Genomic DNA, 18,483 nt, shown 5'->3' with positions numbered 1-18,483 from the left:
GCGAGCTTCGTTCGTCCTTCGAGGGATCAGGCGAAGTTTCACCAGAAAAAGGAATCAGGCTTCTCATGGGCGAACTGGCCAAAGAAATCCTCCCGGTCAATATCGAAGACGAACTGAGACAGTCTTACCTCGACTACGCGATGAGCGTGATTGTCGGGCGAGCGCTGCCCGATGCACGTGACGGCTTGAAGCCCGTGCATCGCCGCGTGCTGTACGCGATGAGCGAACTGGGCAACGACTGGAACAAACCGTACAAGAAATCCGCCCGTGTGGTCGGTGACGTGATCGGTAAGTATCACCCGCACGGCGACACGGCTGTGTACGACACCATCGTGCGTATGGCGCAGCCGTTCTCGCTGCGTTACCTGCTGGTCGACGGTCAGGGCAACTTCGGCTCGGTGGACGGCGACAACGCCGCCGCGATGCGTTACACCGAAGTGCGCATGGCCAAGCTGGCCCACGAGCTGCTGGCCGACCTGCACAAGGAAACCGTCGACTGGGTGCCCAACTACGATGGCACCGAACAGATCCCGGCGGTCATGCCGACCAAGATCCCCAACCTGCTGGTCAACGGCTCCAGTGGTATCGCCGTGGGCATGGCCACCAACATTCCGCCGCACAACCTGGGCGAAGTGATCGATGGCTGCCTGGCGCTGATCGACAATTCTGACATCACGGTCGATGAACTGATGCAGTTCATCCCGGGCCCTGACTTCCCCACTGCCGGCTTGATCAACGGTCGCCAGGGCATCATCGAGGCCTACCGCACTGGCCGTGGGCGCATCTACATGCGTGCCCGTTCGGAAATCGAAGACATCGACAAGGTCGGTGGTCGCCAGCAGATCGTCGTCACCGAGCTGCCTTACCAGTTGAACAAGGCACGCTTGATCGAGAAGATCGCCGAACTGGTCAAAGAGAAGAAGATCGAAGGCATCACCGAGCTGCGCGACGAGTCCGACAAGGACGGTATGCGTATCGTCATCGAGCTGCGTCGCGGCGAGGTGCCGGAGGTGGTGCTCAACAACCTCTATCAGCAGACCCAGCTGCAAAGCGTGTTCGGCATCAACATCGTCGCCCTGATCGACGGTCGTCCGCGCTTGCTCAATCTCAAGGATCTGCTCGAAGCGTTCGTTCGTCACCGCCGTGAAGTGGTGACCCGCCGTACCGTGTTCGAGCTGCGCAAAGCCCGCGAGCGTGGCCACATCCTCGAAGGCCAGGCGGTCGCGCTGTCCAACATCGACCCGGTCATCGCCCTGATCAAGGCCTCGCCGACGCCATCCGAGGCCAAGGAAGCGCTGATCAGCACCGCCTGGGAATCCAGTGCCGTGCAACTGATGGTCGAGCGCGCCGGTGCCGACTCCTGCCGTCCGCAAGACCTGCCGGAGCAATATGGCCTGCGTGAGGGCAAGTACTACCTGTCACCAGAACAGGCCCAGGCGATCCTGGATCTGCGTCTGCACCGCCTGACTGGTCTGGAACACGAGAAGCTGCTGGCCGAGTACCAAGAGATCCTCGAGCAGATCGGTGAGCTGATCCGCATCCTCAGCAGCGCCCAGCGCCTGATGGAAGTGATTCGCGAAGAACTCGAAGCGATTCGCGCCGAATATGGCGATGCGCGTCGCACCGAAATCCTCGATGCCCGCCACGACCTCAACTACGGCGACATGATCCCCGAAGAAGAGCGCGTGGTGACCATTTCCCATGGCGGCTACGCGAAAACCCAGCCGCTGACGGCCTATCAGGCCCAGCGCCGCGGTGGCAAGGGCAAGTCGGCCACTGGCGTCAAGGACGAGGACTACATCGAGCACCTGCTGGTCGCCAACAGCCATGCCACGTTGCTGCTGTTCTCCAGCAAGGGCAAGGTCTACTGGCTCAAGACCTACGATATTCCTGAGGCGTCCCGTGCCGCGCGCGGTCGCCCAATGGTCAACCTGCTGCCGCTTGAAGAGGGCGAGCGCATCACGGCGATGCTGCAGATCGATCTGGAGGCCCTTCAGCAGAGCGCAGGTGCCGACGAGGATCTGGATGAGGTCGAAGACGCCGTGCTCGAAGGCGAGGTGATCGAAGCCGAGGAAGTCGACGAGGAAGACGGCGATACCGCTGAGTGGGCCGCCGAGCCGACCGGAGCCTACATCTTCATGGCCACCGCTTCCGGTACGGTCAAGAAGACCCCGCTGGTGCAGTTCGCCCGTCCGCGCTCCAATGGCCTGATCGCCCTCAAGCTCAAGGAAGGTGACACCCTGATCGCTGCGGCCATTACCGACGGCGCCAAGGAAGTCATGATGTTCTCCGACGCCGGCAAGGTGATCCGCTTCGCTGAGAGCGTGGTGCGCGAGATGGGCCGTAACGCCCGTGGCGTGCGCGGCATGAAGCTGGGCAAAGGTCAGCGCATCATCTCGATGCTGATTCCTGAGTCCGGCGCGCAGATCCTCACCGCTTCGGAGCGTGGCTTCGGCAAGCGCACGCCGCTGTCGAAATTCCCACGTCGCGGTCGTGGTGGCCAGGGCGTCATCGCGATGGGCACCAAGGGGCGCAACGGCCTGTTGATTGGCGCGATCCAGGTGCAGGAAGGCGAGGAGATCATGCTGATTTCCGACCAAGGCACGCTGGTGCGCACGCGGGTGGGTGAAGTGTCCAGCCTGGGGCGTAATACCCAAGGCGTGACGCTGATCAAACTGGCTGCCGACGAGACGCTGGTTGGTCTGGAGCGCGTTCAGGAGCCCTCCGAGGACGATGTCGATGATCTCGGCGACATCGATGATGTCATCGTTGACGTCGCTACCGCCATCGCCGCCGACGTGCTGGACGTGGCAGATGACGACAGCGCCGGCGCTGAAGAGGCGCCGCAAGAGTAAGCAAGTGCTACAACCCGAGCGGGGCGACCAAGGTCGCCCCGTTTGACTGATTACGGCAGGCAACGCTGAACCTGTAGGAGCGGCCTGGTGCCGCGAAAGGGGCGCGAAGCGGCCCCAGGTTTCAGTGGTGCTGCTATGCAGCCCTTCGGGGCACCAGGCCGCTTCTACAGGGGTGGCGTGGCCTACAGATTTACGATTTGTTCTATTTGGCAGAGCGAGAGTGGATGTGAGCAAACGAGCCTTTAACTTCTGCGCAGGCCCTGCCGCGCTTCCTGACGCTGTCCTGCAGCGTGCCCAGGCCGAAATGCTGGACTGGCGTGGCAAGGGCTTGTCGGTGATGGAAATGAGCCATCGCAGCGATGACTACGTTGCCATCGCCGAAAAGGCCGAGCAGGATCTGCGCGATCTGCTGTCCGTCCCCTCCAACTACAAGATCCTGTTCCTGCAGGGTGGTGCCAGCCAGCAGTTCGCCGAGATTCCGCTGAACCTGCTGCCGGAAAACGCTACCGCCGACTACGTCGAAACCGGTATCTGGTCGAAGAAGGCCATCGAAGAGGCGCGCCGCTTCGGTAACGTCAATGTTGCCGCTAGCGCCAAGCCCTTCGACTACCTGGCCATCCCTGGCCAGAATGAGTGGAACCTGACCAAGAACGCTGCATACGTCCACTATGCGTCCAACGAGACCATCGGTGGCTTGCAGTTCGACTGGGTGCCTGAGACGGGTGATGTGCCGCTGGTGGTGGACATGTCCTCCGACATTCTCTCCCGCCCGATCGATGTGTCGCAGTACGGCCTGATCTACGCCGGTGCGCAGAAAAATATCGGTCCGAGCGGCCTGGTGGTGGTGATCGTGCGCGAGGACCTGCTGGGGCGGGCTCGCAGTAGCTGCCCGACCATGCTCGACTACAAGGTGTCTGCCGACAACGGCTCGATGTACAACACGCCGGCCACCTACTCCTGGTATCTCTCGGGCCTGGTGTTCGAGTGGCTCAAGGAGCAAGGCGGCGTCGCGGCCATGGAGCAGCGCAACCGCGCCAAGAAAGACCGCTTGTACGGCTACATTGATGCCAGCGATTTCTATACCAACCCGATCAGCCATAACGCCCGTTCGTGGATGAACGTACCCTTCCGTTTGGCTGACGAGCGTCTGGACAAGGCTTTCCTGGCCGGTGCCGATGCCCGTGGCCTGCTCAATCTTAAGGGGCATCGGTCGGTCGGTGGCATGCGTGCCTCGATCTACAACGCCCTGGGCCTGGAAGCGGTCGAGGCGCTGGTGGCCTATATGGCTGAATTCGAGAAGGAGCACGGCTGATGTCCGATCAGGAGCTCAAGGCCCTGCGGGTGCGCATCGACAGTCTCGACGAGAAGATTCTCGAGCTGATCAGTGAGCGTGCCCGTTGCGCCCAGGAGGTGGCCAAGGTCAAGACTGCCTCGCTGGCTGAAGGTGAGAAGCCGGTGTTCTATCGTCCCGAGCGCGAAGCCGCCGTGCTCAAGCGCGTGATGGAGCGCAATCGCGGGCCGTTGGGTAACGAAGAGATGGCGCGCTTGTTCCGCGAGATCATGTCTTCGTGCCTGGCCTTGGAAGAACCGCTCAAAGTCGCCTATCTCGGCCCTGAGGGCACGTTCACCCAGGCAGCGGCCATGAAGCACTTTGGCCACGCCGTGGTCAGTCGTCCAATGGCGGCCATCGACGAAGTGTTCCGCGAAGTGGCGGCCGGTGCCGTGAACTTCGGTGTGGTGCCGGTGGAAAACTCCACCGAGGGCGCGGTCAGTCACACGCTGGACAGCTTCCTCGAGCACGACATGGTCATTTGCGGCGAGGTGGAGCTGCGTATTCACCACCATCTGCTGGTGGGCGAGAGCACCAAGACCGACAGCATCACGCGTATCTATTCCCACGCCCAATCGCTGGCCCAGTGCCGCAAGTGGCTGGATGCTCACTACCCGAATGTCGAGCGCGTGGCGGTATCCAGCAACGCCGAAGCCGCCAAGCGGGTCAAGGGCGAGTGGAACTCGGCGGCGATCGCGGGCGACATGGCGGCAAACCTGTACGGGTTGACGCGTCTGGCCGAGAAGATCGAAGACCGCCCGGACAACTCTACGCGCTTCCTGATGATTGGCAGCCAGGAAGTGCCGCCGACGGGCGACGACAAGACCTCGATCATCGTCTCGATGAGCAACAAGCCGGGCGCGCTGCATGAACTGTTGGTACCGTTCCACGAGAATGGCATTGACCTGACGCGTATCGAGACCCGTCCGTCGCGCAGTGGCAAGTGGACCTACGTGTTCTTCATCGACTTCGTCGGTCATCACCGTGATCCGCTGATCAAGGCGGTGCTGGAGAAGATCAGTCAGGAAGCCGTGGCACTGAAGGTGCTCGGGTCCTATCCGAAGGCGGTGCTCTAAGGCTTTGCGCGCCCTCTGCGGGGTCGCCTCGGCCCACGCAGAGGGCAACAGACTGTCTGGATTCATGAACAGGGTTCGCACTCGTGGTTAATGCTGTAACAAACAATCCCGCGCCGCTCGTCGGCCGGCTCGTGGTGGTAGGCCTTGGCCTGATCGGTGGCTCCTTCGCCAAGGGGCTGCGTGAAAGCGGCCTGTGCCGTGAGGTGGTCGGGGTCGACCTGGATGCCGAGTCGCGCCGTCAGGCCGTGGTGCTGGGCGTGGTAGATCGCTGCGAGGAAGACCTGGCGGCGGCCTGCGTCGGTGCCGACGTGATCCAGCTGGCGGTGCCAATCCTGGCCATGGAGAAGGTTCTGGCGCGACTGGCGCAGCTCGATCTGGGGGCGGCGGTTATCACCGATGTCGGCAGTGCCAAGGGCAACGTGGTACGTGCCGCTCGCGAGGCCTTTGCCGAGCGCCTGGCGCGCTTCGTGCCTGGTCATCCCATCGCCGGCTCCGAGCAGAGCGGGGTGGAGGCTTCCAATGCTGCCTTGTTCCGTCGGCATAAGGTTATTCTCACGCCGCTGCCCGATACCGACCCGGCTGCACTGGCGCTGGTCGACCGACTGTGGCGTGCGCTGGATGCTGATGTCGAGCACATGCCGGTGGAGCGTCATGACGAAGTCCTGGCGGCCACCAGCCATCTGCCACATCTGCTGGCGTTCGGTCTGGTCGACTCGTTGGCCAAGCGCAATGAAAACCTGGACATCTTCCGGTACGCTGCGGGAGGCTTTCGCGATTTCACAAGAATCGCCGGCAGTGACCCGATCATGTGGCATGACATCTTCCTCGCCAACCGGGAAGCGGTCCTGCGCACTCTTGACACATTTCGCAGCGACCTCGACGCCTTGCGCGACGCGGTCGATGCTGGGGACGGGCACCAACTGCTGGGTGTGTTCACCCGCGCTCGGGTTGCCCGCGAGCATTTCAGTAAAATCCTGGCCCGTCGGGCCTATGTGGACGCTATGAACGCCAACGACCTGATTTTCCTGGCCCAACCTGGTGGCCGCGTATCCGGACGGATTCGCGTACCGGGTGACAAGTCGATTTCCCACCGCTCGATCATGCTCGGCTCGCTGGCCGAAGGCACCACCGAGGTCGAAGGTTTCCTCGAGGGTGAAGATGCCCTCGCCACGCTGCAAGCGTTTCGCGACATGGGTGTGGTCATCGAAGGCCCGCATCACGGCCGCGTCACCATTCACGGTGTCGGGCTGCATGGCCTGAAGCCGCCGCCCGGTCCGATCTACCTGGGCAACTCGGGCACCTCGATGCGCCTGCTGTCCGGCTTGCTGGCCGCGCAGCCGTTCGACGTCACCATGACCGGCGACGCTTCGCTGTCCAAGCGTCCGATGAACCGTGTCGCCAACCCACTGCGCGAGATGGGGGCGGTGGTCGAAACCGGTCCTGAGGGGCGTCCGCCGCTGACCATTCGTGGCGGGCGCACGCTCAAAGCCCTCGACTACACGCTGCCGATGGCCAGTGCCCAGGTCAAATCCTGCCTGCTGCTGGCTGGCTTGTACGCCGAAGGCACTACTACCGTCACCGAGCCTGCGCCTACCCGTGACCACACCGAGCGCATGCTGCGCGGCTTTGGTTATTCGGTGTCGTCCAATGGCCCGGTCGCCTCGCTGCAGGCGGGCGGCAAGCTGACCGCTACGCGTATCGAAGTGCCGGCTGACATTTCCTCGGCAGCCTTCTTCCTGGTGGCCGCGTCCATCGCCGAAGGCTCGGAGCTGGTGCTGGAGCATGTTGGTATCAACCCGACCCGTACCGGTGTGATCGATATCCTGCGCCTGATGGGCGGTGACATCACCCTGGAAAACCAACGTGAAGTTGGCGGTGAGCCGGTGGCTGATCTGCGGGTGCGCGGGGCGAAGCTCAAGGGCATCGAGATCCCTGAGCACCTCGTACCGTTGGCCATCGATGAATTCCCGGTGCTGTTCGTCGCTGCGGCCTGCGCCGAAGGGCGTACCGTGTTGCGTGGCGCTGAGGAGCTGCGCGTGAAGGAGTCCGATCGTATCCAGGTGATGGCCGATGGGCTGATTGCCTTGGGCGTTAAATGCGAACCGACCCCAGACGGCATCATCATCGATGGCGGCCAGATCGGTGGCGGTGAAGTGCACGGTCACGGCGATCACCGTATCGCCATGGCCTTCAGTATCGCGTCGCTGCGTGCCAGTGCGCCGATCACGATCCATGACTGTGCCAACGTCGCCACCTCGTTCCCCAACTTCCTGGCGCTGTGCAAGGAAGTGGGCATTCGCGTCGCAGAAGAGGCCAGCTCGTGAACCTCTTGGCGCCGGTTATCACCATCGACGGGCCGAGCGGTTCGGGCAAGGGCACCGTCGCGGGCTTGCTGGCCCGCGAGCTGGGCTGGAAGTTGCTCGATTCCGGCGCGCTCTACCGCTTGCTGGCGTTCAATGCCAGCAATCACGGCGTCGACTTGACCAACGAAGAGTTGCTCAAGGCGTTGGCGGCCCATCTGGATGTGCAGTTCATCGCCGCTGAGCCGGGCAAGTTGCAGCAGATCATTCTCGAAGGTGAGGATGTCAGCAACGTGATCCGCACTGAGACGGTCGGCGCGGGGGCCTCGATGGTCGCCTCGCTGCCAGCGGTGCGCGAAGCATTGCTGCAGCGTCAACGCGCATTTCGTGAGGCACCGGGGTTGATTGCCGACGGTCGCGACATGGGCACTGTGGTGTTCCCCGATGCACCGCTCAAGGTGTTCCTGACCGCCAGTGCCGAGGAGCGCGCCCGCCGCCGCTACCTGCAGTTGAAGGGCAAGGGCGAAGATGTTAGTCTGTCAAGTCTGCTAGATGAGATCCGTGCGCGCGATGAGCGTGATACCCAGCGTGCAGTGGCCCCGCTAAAGCCGGCGGCCGATGCCATTCAGCTGGATTCCACGGAGTTGTCCATTGAGCAGGTGCTGCAACGCATCAGAAGCGAGCTCGCATTGCGCGACCTCCTCTGATGGAGAGGAGAGCGGGCAGGGGCACCAGTCATCGTCCTGCCGGCTTTTCTTTACTTAAACGAAACCCACATTGTCTGGAGTGTGGCGATGGGCGTTTGTTTCGCCCGAATCTACAGGAATTAAAATGAGCGAAAGCTTTGCAGAACTCTTTGAAGAAAGCCTGAAAACCCTCAATCTTCAGCCGGGTGCCATCATCACCGGTATCGTCGTCGACATCGACGGCGACTGGGTTACCGTTCACGCTGGCCTGAAGTCCGAGGGCGTCATCCCGCTCGAGCAGTTCATCAACGAAGCTGGCGAGCTGACCATCAAGGTCGGTGACGAAGTTCACGTTGCGCTGGACGCGGTCGAAGACGGCTTTGGCGAAACCAAGCTGTCCCGTGAAAAAGCCAAGCGCGCCGAGTGCTGGATTGTTCTGGAAGCTGCTTTCGCTGCTGAAGAAGTGGTCAAGGGCGTTATCAACGGTAAGGTTAAAGGCGGCTTCACTGTCGACGTTAACGGCATCCGTGCGTTCCTGCCGGGCTCCCTGGTTGATGTCCGCCCCGTGCGCGACACCACCCACCTGGAAGGCAAAGAGCTGGAATTCAAGGTCATCAAGCTGGACCAGAAGCGCAACAACGTTGTCGTTTCCCGTCGCAGCGTCCTGGAAGCCGAAAACAGCGCCGAGCGCGAAGCTCTGCTGGAATCGCTGCAGGAAGGCCAACAGGTCAAAGGTATCGTCAAGAACCTCACCGACTACGGTGCATTCGTTGACCTGGGCGGCGTCGATGGTCTGCTGCACATCACCGACATGGCCTGGAAGCGTATCAAGCATCCGTCCGAGATCGTCAACGTTGGCGACGAGATCGACGTCAAGGTCCTGAAGTACGATCGCGAGCGCAACCGCGTTTCGCTGGGTCTGAAGCAACTGGGTGAAGACCCATGGGTTGCTATCAAAGCCCGTTACCCAGAGAGCACTCGTGTGACTGCTCGCGTCACCAACCTGACCGACTACGGCTGCTTCGCTGAGCTGGAAGAAGGCGTTGAAGGTCTGGTGCACGTTTCCGAAATGGACTGGACCAACAAGAACATCCACCCGTCGAAAGTCGTTCAGGTTGGCGACGAAGTGGAAGTCATGGTTCTGGACATCGACGAAGAGCGTCGTCGTATCTCCCTGGGTATCAAGCAGTGCAAATCGAACCCATGGGAAGACTTCTCCGGCCAGTTCAACAAGGGTGACAAGATCACCGGTACCATCAAGTCGATCACTGACTTCGGTATCTTCATTGGCCTGGACGGCGGCATCGACGGTCTGGTTCACCTGTCCGACATTTCCTGGAACGAAGCTGGCGAAGAAGCCGTGCGTCGCTTCAAGAAGGGCGACGAGCTGGAAACCGTCATCCTGTCGGTTGATCCGGAGCGCGAGCGCATCTCCCTGGGCATCAAGCAGCTGGAAGACGATCCGTTCTCCAACTTCGTTGCTGTCAACGACAAGGGCGCTATCGTCAAAGGTATCGTCAAGGAAGTTGACGCCAAGGGCGCTATCGTGACCCTGGCCGACGACATCGAAGCCACTCTGAAAGCTTCCGAAATCAGCCGTGACCGCGTTGAAGACGCCCGTAACGTGCTGAAGGAAGGCGAAGAGATCGAAGCTAAGATCATCAGCGTCGACCGCAAGTCCCGCGTCATCAGCCTGTCCATCAAGTCGAAGGACGATGCTGAAGAGCGCGAAGCCATCCAGAGCCTGAAGAACGCTCCGGAAGCGGCTGCCGATACCACCATGGCTGCGCTGCTGCGCGAAGCAATGGCCAAACAGAACTGAGTTCTGTTTGATCGGTGAAAAAGGGTGGCCTACGGGCCACCCTTTTTTTGTGTGTTTTTCGGGTAGCGCACTGGTTTTTGCCTGCGCCAATCTTGAATTTTTTTGTTTAGTCAAGAAGCGCCCTGTTCAAATCTGCCCGAGCGTGCTACAAACTGGTTAAGCAATGATCTAGCTGCTTGATAACGAAGGGAAAAATATGACGAAGTCGGAGCTGATCGAACGTATTGTCACCCATCAGGGGCTGCTCTCGTCCAAGGACGTGGAACTGGCCATCAAGACCATGCTTGAGCAGATGTCACAATGCTTGGCCACTGGTGATCGTATCGAGATCCGCGGCTTTGGCAGCTTTTCACTGCACTACCGTGCTCCACGGGTAGGGCGCAATCCCAAGACCGGCCAGTCGGTCAGCCTCGAAGGCAAGTATGTGCCTCACTTCAAGCCTGGCAAGGAATTGCGTGACCGGGTCAATGAAGAAGAGCATGAAGTCACCTGAGTCGGCAAAGGAACAGACTGATGCGTAACCTCAAACGTGCCATTCTGGCGCTGTTCGTGCTGCTATTGGCAGCGGTCGTGTTGTTTTTCGTGCTGGAAAATCAGCAGGCAGTCTCCCTGGTACTGTTCGGTTGGGCGGCGCCGGAGGTGCCGGTTGCGGTGCTGGTAATCGCCGCATTGGTGCTAGGCCTGGCGATAGGTCCGCTGCTCGGGGCTTATGGATTGATGCGCGGTAAGCGCAATATCCGGGCGAGTGCTCGCCGTGAAGCGCTGGCTGGACGCTAAGCAGACATTTCCTACCTGAGGTGGTGCGTTCGCAGTCTTTGTCGTAGAGGGGTGAAGTGACTTAATGGCGCACTTCTTCCCTGGGCCGCAAAGGACGCTGTGCAATGATACTTCCCTCCATCTCTCATCATGGTGGCACCCGTGGTGTCACAGGCTCCTGTCACCAACTGCACCTCGATGACTCCACCAGCCTGCTGATTGATTGCGGGTTGGAGCAGGGCCAGGATGCCCGTGGAGAGTCTTGGGGCGCGCTTGGCTTCGATGTAGCGGGTATCCAGGCGCTCATCGTCACTCATGTGCATCTGGATCATATCGGTCGCATTCCGGCGCTCTTTGCTGCTGGCTTTCGTGGCCCAATCTTTTGTAGCGAACCTTCTGCCAAGTTGCTACCGTTGGTGCTCGAGGACGCCTACAAGCTCGAAATCAGTCGTGAGCCCTCGCATGTCGCCCGCTACCTGGAGTTCTTACAGGCGCGTATCGTTGCGCTGGCCTTCGATCAGTGGCATGTGGTCGTGGAGCGGCCTGATATGCGCTGCGCGATACGCCTTCAGCGAGCGGGGCACCTGCTCGGTTCGGCCTATGTAGAGTGCGAGATCGGACGAGGTGAGGCGGCGCTGCGAGTGGTTTTCTCGGGGGATCTGGGGGCGCCCGACAATCCACTGCTGCGCCCATTGGCGCCACCTGAGCGGGCTGACCTGCTGGTGCTCGAAAGCACCTACGGCGACCGCTTGCACCCAGACCGCAGCGAGCGGCGCAAGGCGCTCGAAGTGGCGATCGACAGGGCGCTGGCCGATGAAGGCACGATTCTTATTCCAGCCTTCAGCCTGGGGCGAACCCAGGAGTTGCTGTATGAGCTGGAGGACATCCTTCACCGCAAGGCGCTGCTGAACGAGCCTGGTGGTAGGGTGGAAGGCAACTTCCGCCAGTGGTCGCGGTTGCCGGTCATTCTCGATTCGCCCTTGGCGCGGCGCATCACCGCTGTCTATCGGGAGCTGCACCAGTACTGGCGGGCCGAAGCCAGCGGTCGTTTGCTGCAGGGCCGTGAACCGTTGGGGTTCCGTCAACTCATCACCATTGACAGTCATGCCCAGCATCAACAGGTGGTGAATCATCTCAAGAGTACGGGGCGGCCGGCGATTGTCATCGCTGGCAATGGCATGTGCTCGGGTGGGCGTATCGTCAACTACCTCAAGGCCATGCTGGGGGACCCTCGGCATGAAGTGATCTTCGTGGGCTATCAGGCCAAGGGCACGCCGGGCGCGGTGATCCAGGCCAGTGAAGGGGCAGAAGGCTTCGTGCAGATCGATCTTGATGGGCAGATGTACGACATTCGCGCCAAGGTGATGACGTTGAGTGGGTACTCCGGGCATGCGGATCAGGCGGGGTTGGTGCGCTTTGCGCTAGGTGGGCGTGAGCCGGCGGGGCGAGTGGTGTTGGTGCATGGCGAGCAGGAGGCGAAACGGGCATTGGCCGAGGCGTTGAAAACCACCCATGCGCGCCTCGCTCACCCGATCGAGGTGGCGATTCCCTGAGTGCTCGGGCGCTGATGGGGTTGTGTGTTGTGGTACCGACTGTCGCGCCCCTAATTTTCAGAAGCCTTCGCGACGCAGTAAGGGCATAATACGCCGTTTAAATTTCGGCGCGCATGCATGCGCCCGCGATCGGTGCTTGAGCCGTTCAAGCGTAATGCAAGGGGAGTTACTCAGTATGTCGGTTACCAAGCAGGAAACCATCGCCAGGTTCAAGAGCCGGGAGGCGTTGATCGGCATCGTCGGCCTCGGTTACGTGGGCTTGCCGTTGATGCTGCGCTACAACGCCATTGGTTATCGGGTGCTGGGTATCGATATCGACGCGTCCAAGACCGCACGCCTGAATGCCGGTGAGAGCTACATCGAGCACATTCCCGCTGCGCAGATTGCCTCAGCCCGCAGCAGTGGCTTCGAAGCCACGTGCGATTTCCAGCGCGTGGCCGAGTGCGATGCACTGATCCTGTGCGTGCCGACCCCCTTGAACAAGTATCGCGAGCCGGACATGAGCTTCGTGATCAACACCACCGAGGCGATCCGCCCCTACCTGCGTGCCGGGCAGGTCGTGTCGCTGGAAAGCACCACTTACCCAGGTACGACCGAGGAAGAGCTGCTGCCACGCGTCGAGCAGGGCGGCCTAGTGGTAGGCGAAAGCATTTTCCTGGTCTACTCGCCAGAGCGCGAAGACCCGGGCAACCCCAACTTTGAAACCCGCACTATTCCAAAGGTGATAGGTGGTCACACCCCTGCGTGCCTGGAAGTGGGCGTTGCGCTGTACGAGCAGGCCATCGATCGTGTGGTGCAGGTCAGCTCGACCAAGGCTGCCGAGATGACCAAGCTGCTGGAGAACATCCACCGCGCGGTGAACATCGGCCTGGTCAACGAGATGAAGGTCGTCGCCGATCGCATGGGGATCGACATCTTCGAGGTCGTCGATGCCGCCGCCACCAAGCCGTTCGGCTTCACCCCGTACTATCCCGGCCCTGGCTTGGGTGGGCACTGCATCCCGATCGACCCGTTCTACCTAACCTGGAAGGCCCGTGAGTACGGCTTGCACACGCGTTTCATCGAATTGTCCGGTGAAGTGAATCAGGCGATGCCGGAGTATGTGGTCGGCAAGCTGATGGATGGTCTGAACGAGTCGGCCAAGGCGCTCAAGGGCAGCAAGGTCCTGGTGCTGGGTATCGCCTACAAGAAGAACGTCGACGACATGCGCGAATCGCCGTCGGTGGAAATCATGGAACTGCTTGAAGCTAAGGGCTGTGTGGTTGCCTACAGCGACCCGCACGTGCCGGTCTTCCCGAAAATGCGCGAACACCATTTCGATCTGTCCAGCGTGGCATTGACAGCACAAAGTCTGGCTTCGTTCGATGCGGTGGTCCTGGCAACCGATCACGACAAGTTCGACTACGAGCTGATCAAACAGCACGCACGACTGGTTATCGACAGCCGCGGCAAGTACCGCGCACCGGCTGACCACATCATCAAGGCTTGATTCAGGAGTATTGCTTTTGAAACGTTTCGCCCTCATCGGTGCCGCTGGTTACATCGCACCACGCCACATGCGCGCCATCAAGGATACCGGCAATGAGCTGGTGTCGGCCTACGACATCAACGATTCGGTAGGCATCATCGATAGCCTGTCGCCGCAAAGTGAGTTCTTCACCGAGTTCGAGCGTTTTGCCGAGCATGCCTACCGCATCAAGCGCGACCCGGCCACCGCCCTGGACTATGTCGCGGTCTGCTCGCCCAACTATCTGCACCATGCCCATATCGCTGCGGGCCTGCGCCTTGGCTGCGATGTGATCTGCGAGAAGCCTTTGGTGCCAACCCCGGAAATTCTTGACGAGCTTGCCCAGGTCGAAAAGGAAACCGGCAAGCGTGTGTACAACATCTTGCAGTTGCGCCACCACCAAGCCATTCTCGATCTGAAGAGCAAAGTTGCGAATGAGCATCGGGATGGCAAGTACGAGGTCGAACTGACCTACATCACCTCGCGCGGCAAGTGGTACATGGAGAGCTGGAAGGGTGATCCGCGCAAATCCTTTGGTGTCGCTACCAATATTGGCGTGCATTTCTACGACATGCTGCACTTCATCTTCGGCAAGCTGCAACGCAACGTCGTGCACTTCGCTAATGATTACAAGGCCGCCGGTTACCTGGAGTATGAGAAGGCACGGGTGCGCTGGTTCCTGTCCATCGATGCGGGTGATCTGCCTGAGTCGGTCAAGGGCAAGAAGCCGACTTATCGCTCGATTACCGTCGATGGCGAGGAAATGGAGTTCTCCGAGGGTTTCACCGACCTGCACACCACCAGCTACCAGGAAATCCTTGCCGGTCGTGGCTATGGCATCGAAGATGCAAGGCATTGCGTGGAAACGGTGAACACGATTCGTTCGGCCCCGATCGTCGCGCCGCAACCGGGTGAGGGCCATCCGTTCCTCGAAACCCTCCAGCGCTGAGGTCTGCATGAACTATCAGGTACATGCCTCTGCCATCGTCGATGAGGGCGCGCAGATCGGTGACGGCTCCCGGGTCTGGCATTTCGTGCACGTTTGCGCCGGCGCTCGCATCGGCAAGGGCGTGTCGCTGGGGCAGAACGTGTTCGTGGGTAACAAGGTCAGCATTGGCGATCACTGCAAGATCCAGAACAACGTGTCGGTGTACGACAACGTCACCCTGGAGGAAGGCGTGTTCTGTGGTCCGAGCATGGTCTTTACCAATGTCTACAACCCGCGTTCGTTGATCGAGCGCAAGAGTGAGTATCGCGACACATTGGTGCGCAAGGGGGCCACGCTGGGGGCCAACTGCACCATCGTGTGCGGCGTGACGATTGGCGAGTTCGCTTTCGTCGGCGCAGGGGCGGTGATTAACAAGGATGTGCCGGCGTACGCACTGATGGTTGGTGTGCCTGCTCGTCAAATCGGCTGGATGAGTGAGTTCGGCGAGCAGCTCGAACTGCCATTGACCGGTCAGGCTCAAGTGCAATGCGCTCATAGTGGTGCGCGTTATGTGCTTGCTGGCAACGTCGTGAGCAAGGAAACCGCATGATTGAATTCATCGACCTCAAGGCGCAGCAGGCGCTGATCAAGGAGCGTATCGACGCTGCCATCCAACACGTCATGTCCCACGGCCAATATATCCTTGGCCCTGAAGTAACAGAGCTGGAAGAGCGCCTGTCGGCGTTCGTCGGTGCGAAGTATTGCATCAGTGTCGCCAATGGCACCGATGCCTTGCAGATCGCCCAGATGGCCCTGGGGATCGGGCCGGGTGACGAGGTCATCACACCTGGTTTCACCTACATCGCGACTGCCGAAACCGTGGCGTTACTGGGCGCGAAGCCTGTGTACGTGGACGTCGATCCACGTACCTGCAACCTCGACCCAGCACTGTTGGAAGCGGTAATCACGCCGCGCACCAAGGCTATCATTCCGGTTTCCCTGTATGGTCAGTGCGCCGACTACGATGCTATCAATACGATTGCTGCCAGGCATGGCATCCCGGTGATCGAGGACGCGGCGCAGAGTTTTGGTGCTCGTTACAAGGGGCGGCGTTCTTGCAACTTGACCACCATTGCATGTACCAGCTTTTTCCCGAGCAAGCCTCTGGGCTGCTATGGCGACGGCGGTGCGATCTTCACCAATGATGAAGCATTGGCCAAGGTGATGCTGCAGATCGCCCGGCATGGCCAGGACCGTCGCTACCATCATGTCAGGGTGGGGGTGAACAGCCGTCTGGATACGCTGCAGGCCGCCATTTTGCTGCCTAAACTGGATATCTTCGAGCAAGAACTCGAACAGCGCCAAGTGGTTGCTCAAAGGTACGCTGCCTTGTTAGCCGATGTGGGGGTGGTTGCTCCGCACGTTGAGGAATACAACGAGAGTGCCTGGGCGCAATTTACCCTTCAAGTGGAAAATCGTGACCAGGTGCAGGCGAGCTTGAAGGCAGCGGGTGTGCCAACTGCGGTTCACTATCCCATCCCGCTGAACCGACAGCCAGCTGTCGCCGATGAGCATGCGCACTTGCCAGTGGGCGATACTATCGCCACACGGGTAATCAGCCTGCCTATGCATCCTTATCTGGATGCTCAGGTCACCGGTGTCATTGTCGATGCGGTGGCCAGTGCCGTTGGTTAAATGTTGTTTGCTGTATGGCGGCTTTGTGCAGCCTTCGTAAGCATCAGACCGGCCTGAACAACAGGCCGGTGATTCTACGAGAGAACTTTTATGGATCCATACGAGCGCAAGGAGAACGACAGCGAAGCTGAAGTGATCTGGAACCGCACTACCGTTACACCGAAAATGCGGTCTGCTGCTAAGAAGCAGCGTTCGCTGTGCATATGGTTCACCGGATTGTCAGGGTCTGGAAAGTCAACGCTTGCCAATGCCCTGGAAGCCGAACTGTTTCGTCAGGGTTATCACACCATGCTGGTTGATGGCGACAATGTACGCCATGGCTTATGCAAAGACTTGTGCATGAGTGATGCGAGCCGTAGCGAAAATATTCGGCGCGTTGCGGAGGTCGCCAAGTTGTTGGTGGACGCTGGAGTGATAACCATCGCGGCCTTCATTTCGCCTTTTGCCAGTGATCGTGCTGCTGCACGTGCATTGTTTGCTGAGGGGGATTTTTTCGAAGTGCACGTCGCCACACCATTGGCTGAATGCGAACAGCGCGACCCTAAGGGGCTATATCGCAAAGTGCGCGAAGGTGTCATCAAGGATTTCACGGGTGTCGACAGTCCTTATGAAACGCCGCTGGCCCCTGAGTGCGTAGTGGGCGCTCAGGGTGAGTCGATCCGCATGAGTATTATCCAGTTGCTTGGGTTGTTGTCGAGTCGCATCAAGGATCGTGAATTTGAAGTCGATCGGTGATTTCAATCGGAGTTTTATTGCCCTTGCGTCGGGAACGTTAGTAGCTCAAGCCGTCCCAATTGCTATCAGCCCTGTGCTGACGCGCTTGTTTTCTCCAGAGCAACTCGGTGGGTTTGCACTTTTCGTCGCGATTACCACTGTATTGGGCGGCATTGCAGCTGCGCGTTATGAAATGGCGATCATGCTTCCAGAGCGTCAGGAGGAGGCTGAGTCACTGGCGTGGTTGAGCGGCATTATTGCTTCCTTTTTCTGTCTGCTGCTGATCGTGCCTTGCCTGTTCTGGAAGAGCACCGTTGCAGCCATGGTGGGTGACCAAACCCTTGCTGATGTTTTGCCTTGGCTACCGTTGGCAGTTTGGTCGTTGACGCTTGGCGCGATTTTTTCGGCCTTGGTGTGCAGGCGCAAAAAGTTCTCCACACTCGCGCGCGCGAACGTGCTCAAGTCCTTTGGCATGAGCGGTGCTCAGGTGGTCGGTGGGTTCGCAAGTACTGGAATGACCGGGCTTGTCATCGGTCACCTGTTGGGAACCTTGGGTTTCATTACTGGGCTGGCCAGGCCTGCGGCTGGCGACTGTCATGGAGACAAACCCACCTGCATGTCGCTGAAGCAGGTGGCTTATCGCTATCGAGACTTCCCCAAGTATTCGATGTGGGCGACCTTGGCTAACGGCATCTCGGTCAACGTTTTGAGCTTCCTGCTGTCGACCTTTTATTCGCTGGCTGCACTAGGTTTCTATAACCTGGTGCAGCGTGTGTTGGCTGCCCCCTCGGCGGTAGTGGGCAGTGCCATCGGCCAGGTCTTTTACCAGCGCGCGAGTGTCGAACTGCGAGAAAGTGGCAACATGCGTCGCTCGTTTCGAGCCGCCTGGTTGCGTTTGCTGGCGATTTCCATACCCCCGTTTCTGGTCATCTACCTGTTCGCTGAGCCTTTGTTCGCCTGGGTATTTGGCGAGAACTGGCGGGTGGCAGGTACGTATGCAGAAATTCTGGCGCCGCTGTTCTGGATCCGATTTTGGGTTTCGCCGCTCAGCTCTACCAATCAGATTCTGCAGAACAATTGGATCGGCCTTGTCGCCAATCTGGTGCTTCTGGCGTTGTCTTTTACCGTGGTGATCGTCGCGTCCTGGAACGACTTGAGTGTTGAAGCCATGCTGCGCTGGATGAGCGGTCTGCTGTCGGTTTTTTATTTAGGGTTCTTTACCGTTCTTTATGCCAGTGCTCGGTAAAGTGCCGTACCCCAT

The 18,483-nt window shown here is 59.8% G+C and carries 15 protein-coding genes; all 15 read left to right on the top strand.

What is annotated here, in order from left to right; translation table 11 throughout:
- Positions 1 to 65 precede the first annotated feature (65 nt).
- The 15 genes from gyrA (at position 66) to FEM01_RS11295 (ending at position 18,468) form a co-directional block, all read left to right on the top strand.
- Positions 66 to 2,855, top strand: coding sequence for a DNA gyrase subunit A (gyrA, locus tag FEM01_RS11365; RefSeq protein WP_138219533.1), 2,790 nt, complete (start codon positions 66 to 68; stop codon positions 2,853 to 2,855).
- Positions 2,856 to 3,081: 226 nt separating this feature from the next.
- Entirely contained in the window at positions 3,082 to 4,167 is a 1,086-nt protein-coding gene (serC, locus tag FEM01_RS11360; protein ID WP_171030945.1) for a 3-phosphoserine/phosphohydroxythreonine transaminase, read from the top strand.
- Complete coding sequence (pheA, locus tag FEM01_RS11355; protein ID WP_138219531.1) at positions 4,167 to 5,261, top strand: prephenate dehydratase; 1,095 nt, start codon at positions 4,167 to 4,169, stop codon at positions 5,259 to 5,261. Before serC ends, pheA begins: the two co-directional genes overlap by 1 nt.
- Before the next feature lie 83 nt (positions 5,262 to 5,344).
- Positions 5,345 to 7,585 (top strand): bifunctional prephenate dehydrogenase/3-phosphoshikimate 1-carboxyvinyltransferase, encoded by a 2,241-nt coding sequence (locus FEM01_RS11350; RefSeq protein ID WP_138219530.1) that lies wholly within the window; start codon positions 5,345 to 5,347, stop codon positions 7,583 to 7,585.
- Positions 7,582 to 8,268 carry a (d)CMP kinase gene (cmk, locus tag FEM01_RS11345; protein ID WP_138219529.1) on the top strand — a complete coding sequence of 229 codons (687 nt, stop codon included), beginning with the start codon at positions 7,582 to 7,584 and terminating at the stop codon, positions 8,266 to 8,268. The genes FEM01_RS11350 and cmk overlap by 4 nt, the downstream gene beginning before the upstream one ends.
- Before the next feature lie 124 nt (positions 8,269 to 8,392).
- Positions 8,393 to 10,069, top strand: a complete 1,677-nt coding sequence (gene rpsA, locus FEM01_RS11340; protein ID WP_138219528.1) for a 30S ribosomal protein S1 — start codon at positions 8,393 to 8,395, stop codon at positions 10,067 to 10,069.
- A 196-nt stretch (positions 10,070 to 10,265) separates the two neighbouring features.
- The gene (ihfB, locus tag FEM01_RS11335) at positions 10,266 to 10,562 is read left to right on the top strand and encodes an integration host factor subunit beta (RefSeq protein ID WP_138219527.1); all 297 of its coding nucleotides are present in this window, start codon (positions 10,266 to 10,268) and stop codon (positions 10,560 to 10,562) included.
- Between the two features lie 20 nt (positions 10,563 to 10,582).
- Positions 10,583 to 10,846 (top strand): LapA family protein, encoded by a 264-nt coding sequence (locus tag FEM01_RS11330; protein ID WP_138219526.1) that lies wholly within the window; start codon positions 10,583 to 10,585, stop codon positions 10,844 to 10,846.
- Between the two features lie 104 nt (positions 10,847 to 10,950).
- Entirely contained in the window at positions 10,951 to 12,378 is a 1,428-nt protein-coding gene (locus FEM01_RS11325; protein WP_138219525.1) for an MBL fold metallo-hydrolase RNA specificity domain-containing protein, read from the top strand.
- A gap of 175 nt (positions 12,379 to 12,553) precedes the next feature.
- Positions 12,554 to 13,867: a UDP-N-acetyl-D-glucosamine 6-dehydrogenase gene (gene wbpA / locus FEM01_RS11320; protein WP_138219524.1), complete on the top strand. Its 1,314-nt coding sequence runs from the start codon at positions 12,554 to 12,556 to the stop codon at positions 13,865 to 13,867.
- 16 nt (positions 13,868 to 13,883) lie between these two features.
- Positions 13,884 to 14,834 carry a UDP-N-acetyl-2-amino-2-deoxy-D-glucuronate oxidase gene (wbpB, locus tag FEM01_RS11315; protein ID WP_138219523.1) on the top strand — a complete coding sequence of 317 codons (951 nt, stop codon included), beginning with the start codon at positions 13,884 to 13,886 and terminating at the stop codon, positions 14,832 to 14,834.
- Between the two features lie 7 nt (positions 14,835 to 14,841).
- Positions 14,842 to 15,423: a UDP-2-acetamido-3-amino-2,3-dideoxy-D-glucuronate N-acetyltransferase gene (wbpD, locus tag FEM01_RS11310; RefSeq protein WP_138219522.1), complete on the top strand. Its 582-nt coding sequence runs from the start codon at positions 14,842 to 14,844 to the stop codon at positions 15,421 to 15,423.
- A complete protein-coding gene (locus tag FEM01_RS11305) occupies positions 15,420 to 16,508 on the top strand; it encodes a DegT/DnrJ/EryC1/StrS family aminotransferase (protein ID WP_138219521.1) in 1,089 nt (362 codons plus the stop codon). The genes wbpD and FEM01_RS11305 overlap by 4 nt, the downstream gene beginning before the upstream one ends.
- Positions 16,509 to 16,598: 90 nt before the next feature.
- Positions 16,599 to 17,243 carry an adenylyl-sulfate kinase gene (gene cysC / locus FEM01_RS11300; RefSeq protein WP_138219520.1) on the top strand — a complete coding sequence of 215 codons (645 nt, stop codon included), beginning with the start codon at positions 16,599 to 16,601 and terminating at the stop codon, positions 17,241 to 17,243.
- A complete protein-coding gene (locus FEM01_RS11295; protein ID WP_171030944.1) occupies positions 17,227 to 18,468 on the top strand; it encodes a lipopolysaccharide biosynthesis protein in 1,242 nt (413 codons plus the stop codon). The genes cysC and FEM01_RS11295 overlap by 17 nt, the downstream gene beginning before the upstream one ends.
- The last annotated feature ends 15 nt before the right edge of the window (positions 18,469 to 18,483 follow it).

Origin of the sequence: Pseudomonas mosselii (assembly GCF_005796105.1) — a bacterium.
GTDB lineage: Bacteria > Pseudomonadota > Gammaproteobacteria > Pseudomonadales > Pseudomonadaceae > Aquipseudomonas > Aquipseudomonas mosselii_C.
This window is presented reverse-complemented; position numbering and strand designations above follow the sequence as displayed.

Excerpts from the sequence above, each read along its gene's own strand:
- FEM01_RS11330 (WP_138219526.1), top strand. The coding sequence starts at position 10,583 with ATGCGTAACCTCAAACGTGCCATTCTGGCGCTGTTCGTGCTGCTATTG.
- gyrA (WP_138219533.1), top strand. The coding sequence starts at position 66 with ATGGGCGAACTGGCCAAAGAAATCCTCCCGGTCAATATCGAAGACGAA.
- wbpD (WP_138219522.1), top strand. The coding sequence starts at position 14,842 with ATGAACTATCAGGTACATGCCTCTGCCATCGTCGATGAGGGCGCGCAG.
- FEM01_RS11325 (WP_138219525.1), top strand. The coding sequence starts at position 10,951 with ATGATACTTCCCTCCATCTCTCATCATGGTGGCACCCGTGGTGTCACA.
- FEM01_RS11305 (WP_138219521.1), top strand. The coding sequence starts at position 15,420 with ATGATTGAATTCATCGACCTCAAGGCGCAGCAGGCGCTGATCAAGGAG.
- ihfB (WP_138219527.1), top strand. The coding sequence starts at position 10,266 with ATGACGAAGTCGGAGCTGATCGAACGTATTGTCACCCATCAGGGGCTG.
- pheA (WP_138219531.1), top strand. The coding sequence starts at position 4,167 with ATGTCCGATCAGGAGCTCAAGGCCCTGCGGGTGCGCATCGACAGTCTC.
- cysC (WP_138219520.1), top strand. The coding sequence starts at position 16,599 with ATGGATCCATACGAGCGCAAGGAGAACGACAGCGAAGCTGAAGTGATC.
- wbpA (WP_138219524.1), top strand. The coding sequence starts at position 12,554 with ATGTCGGTTACCAAGCAGGAAACCATCGCCAGGTTCAAGAGCCGGGAG.
- rpsA (WP_138219528.1), top strand. The coding sequence starts at position 8,393 with ATGAGCGAAAGCTTTGCAGAACTCTTTGAAGAAAGCCTGAAAACCCTC.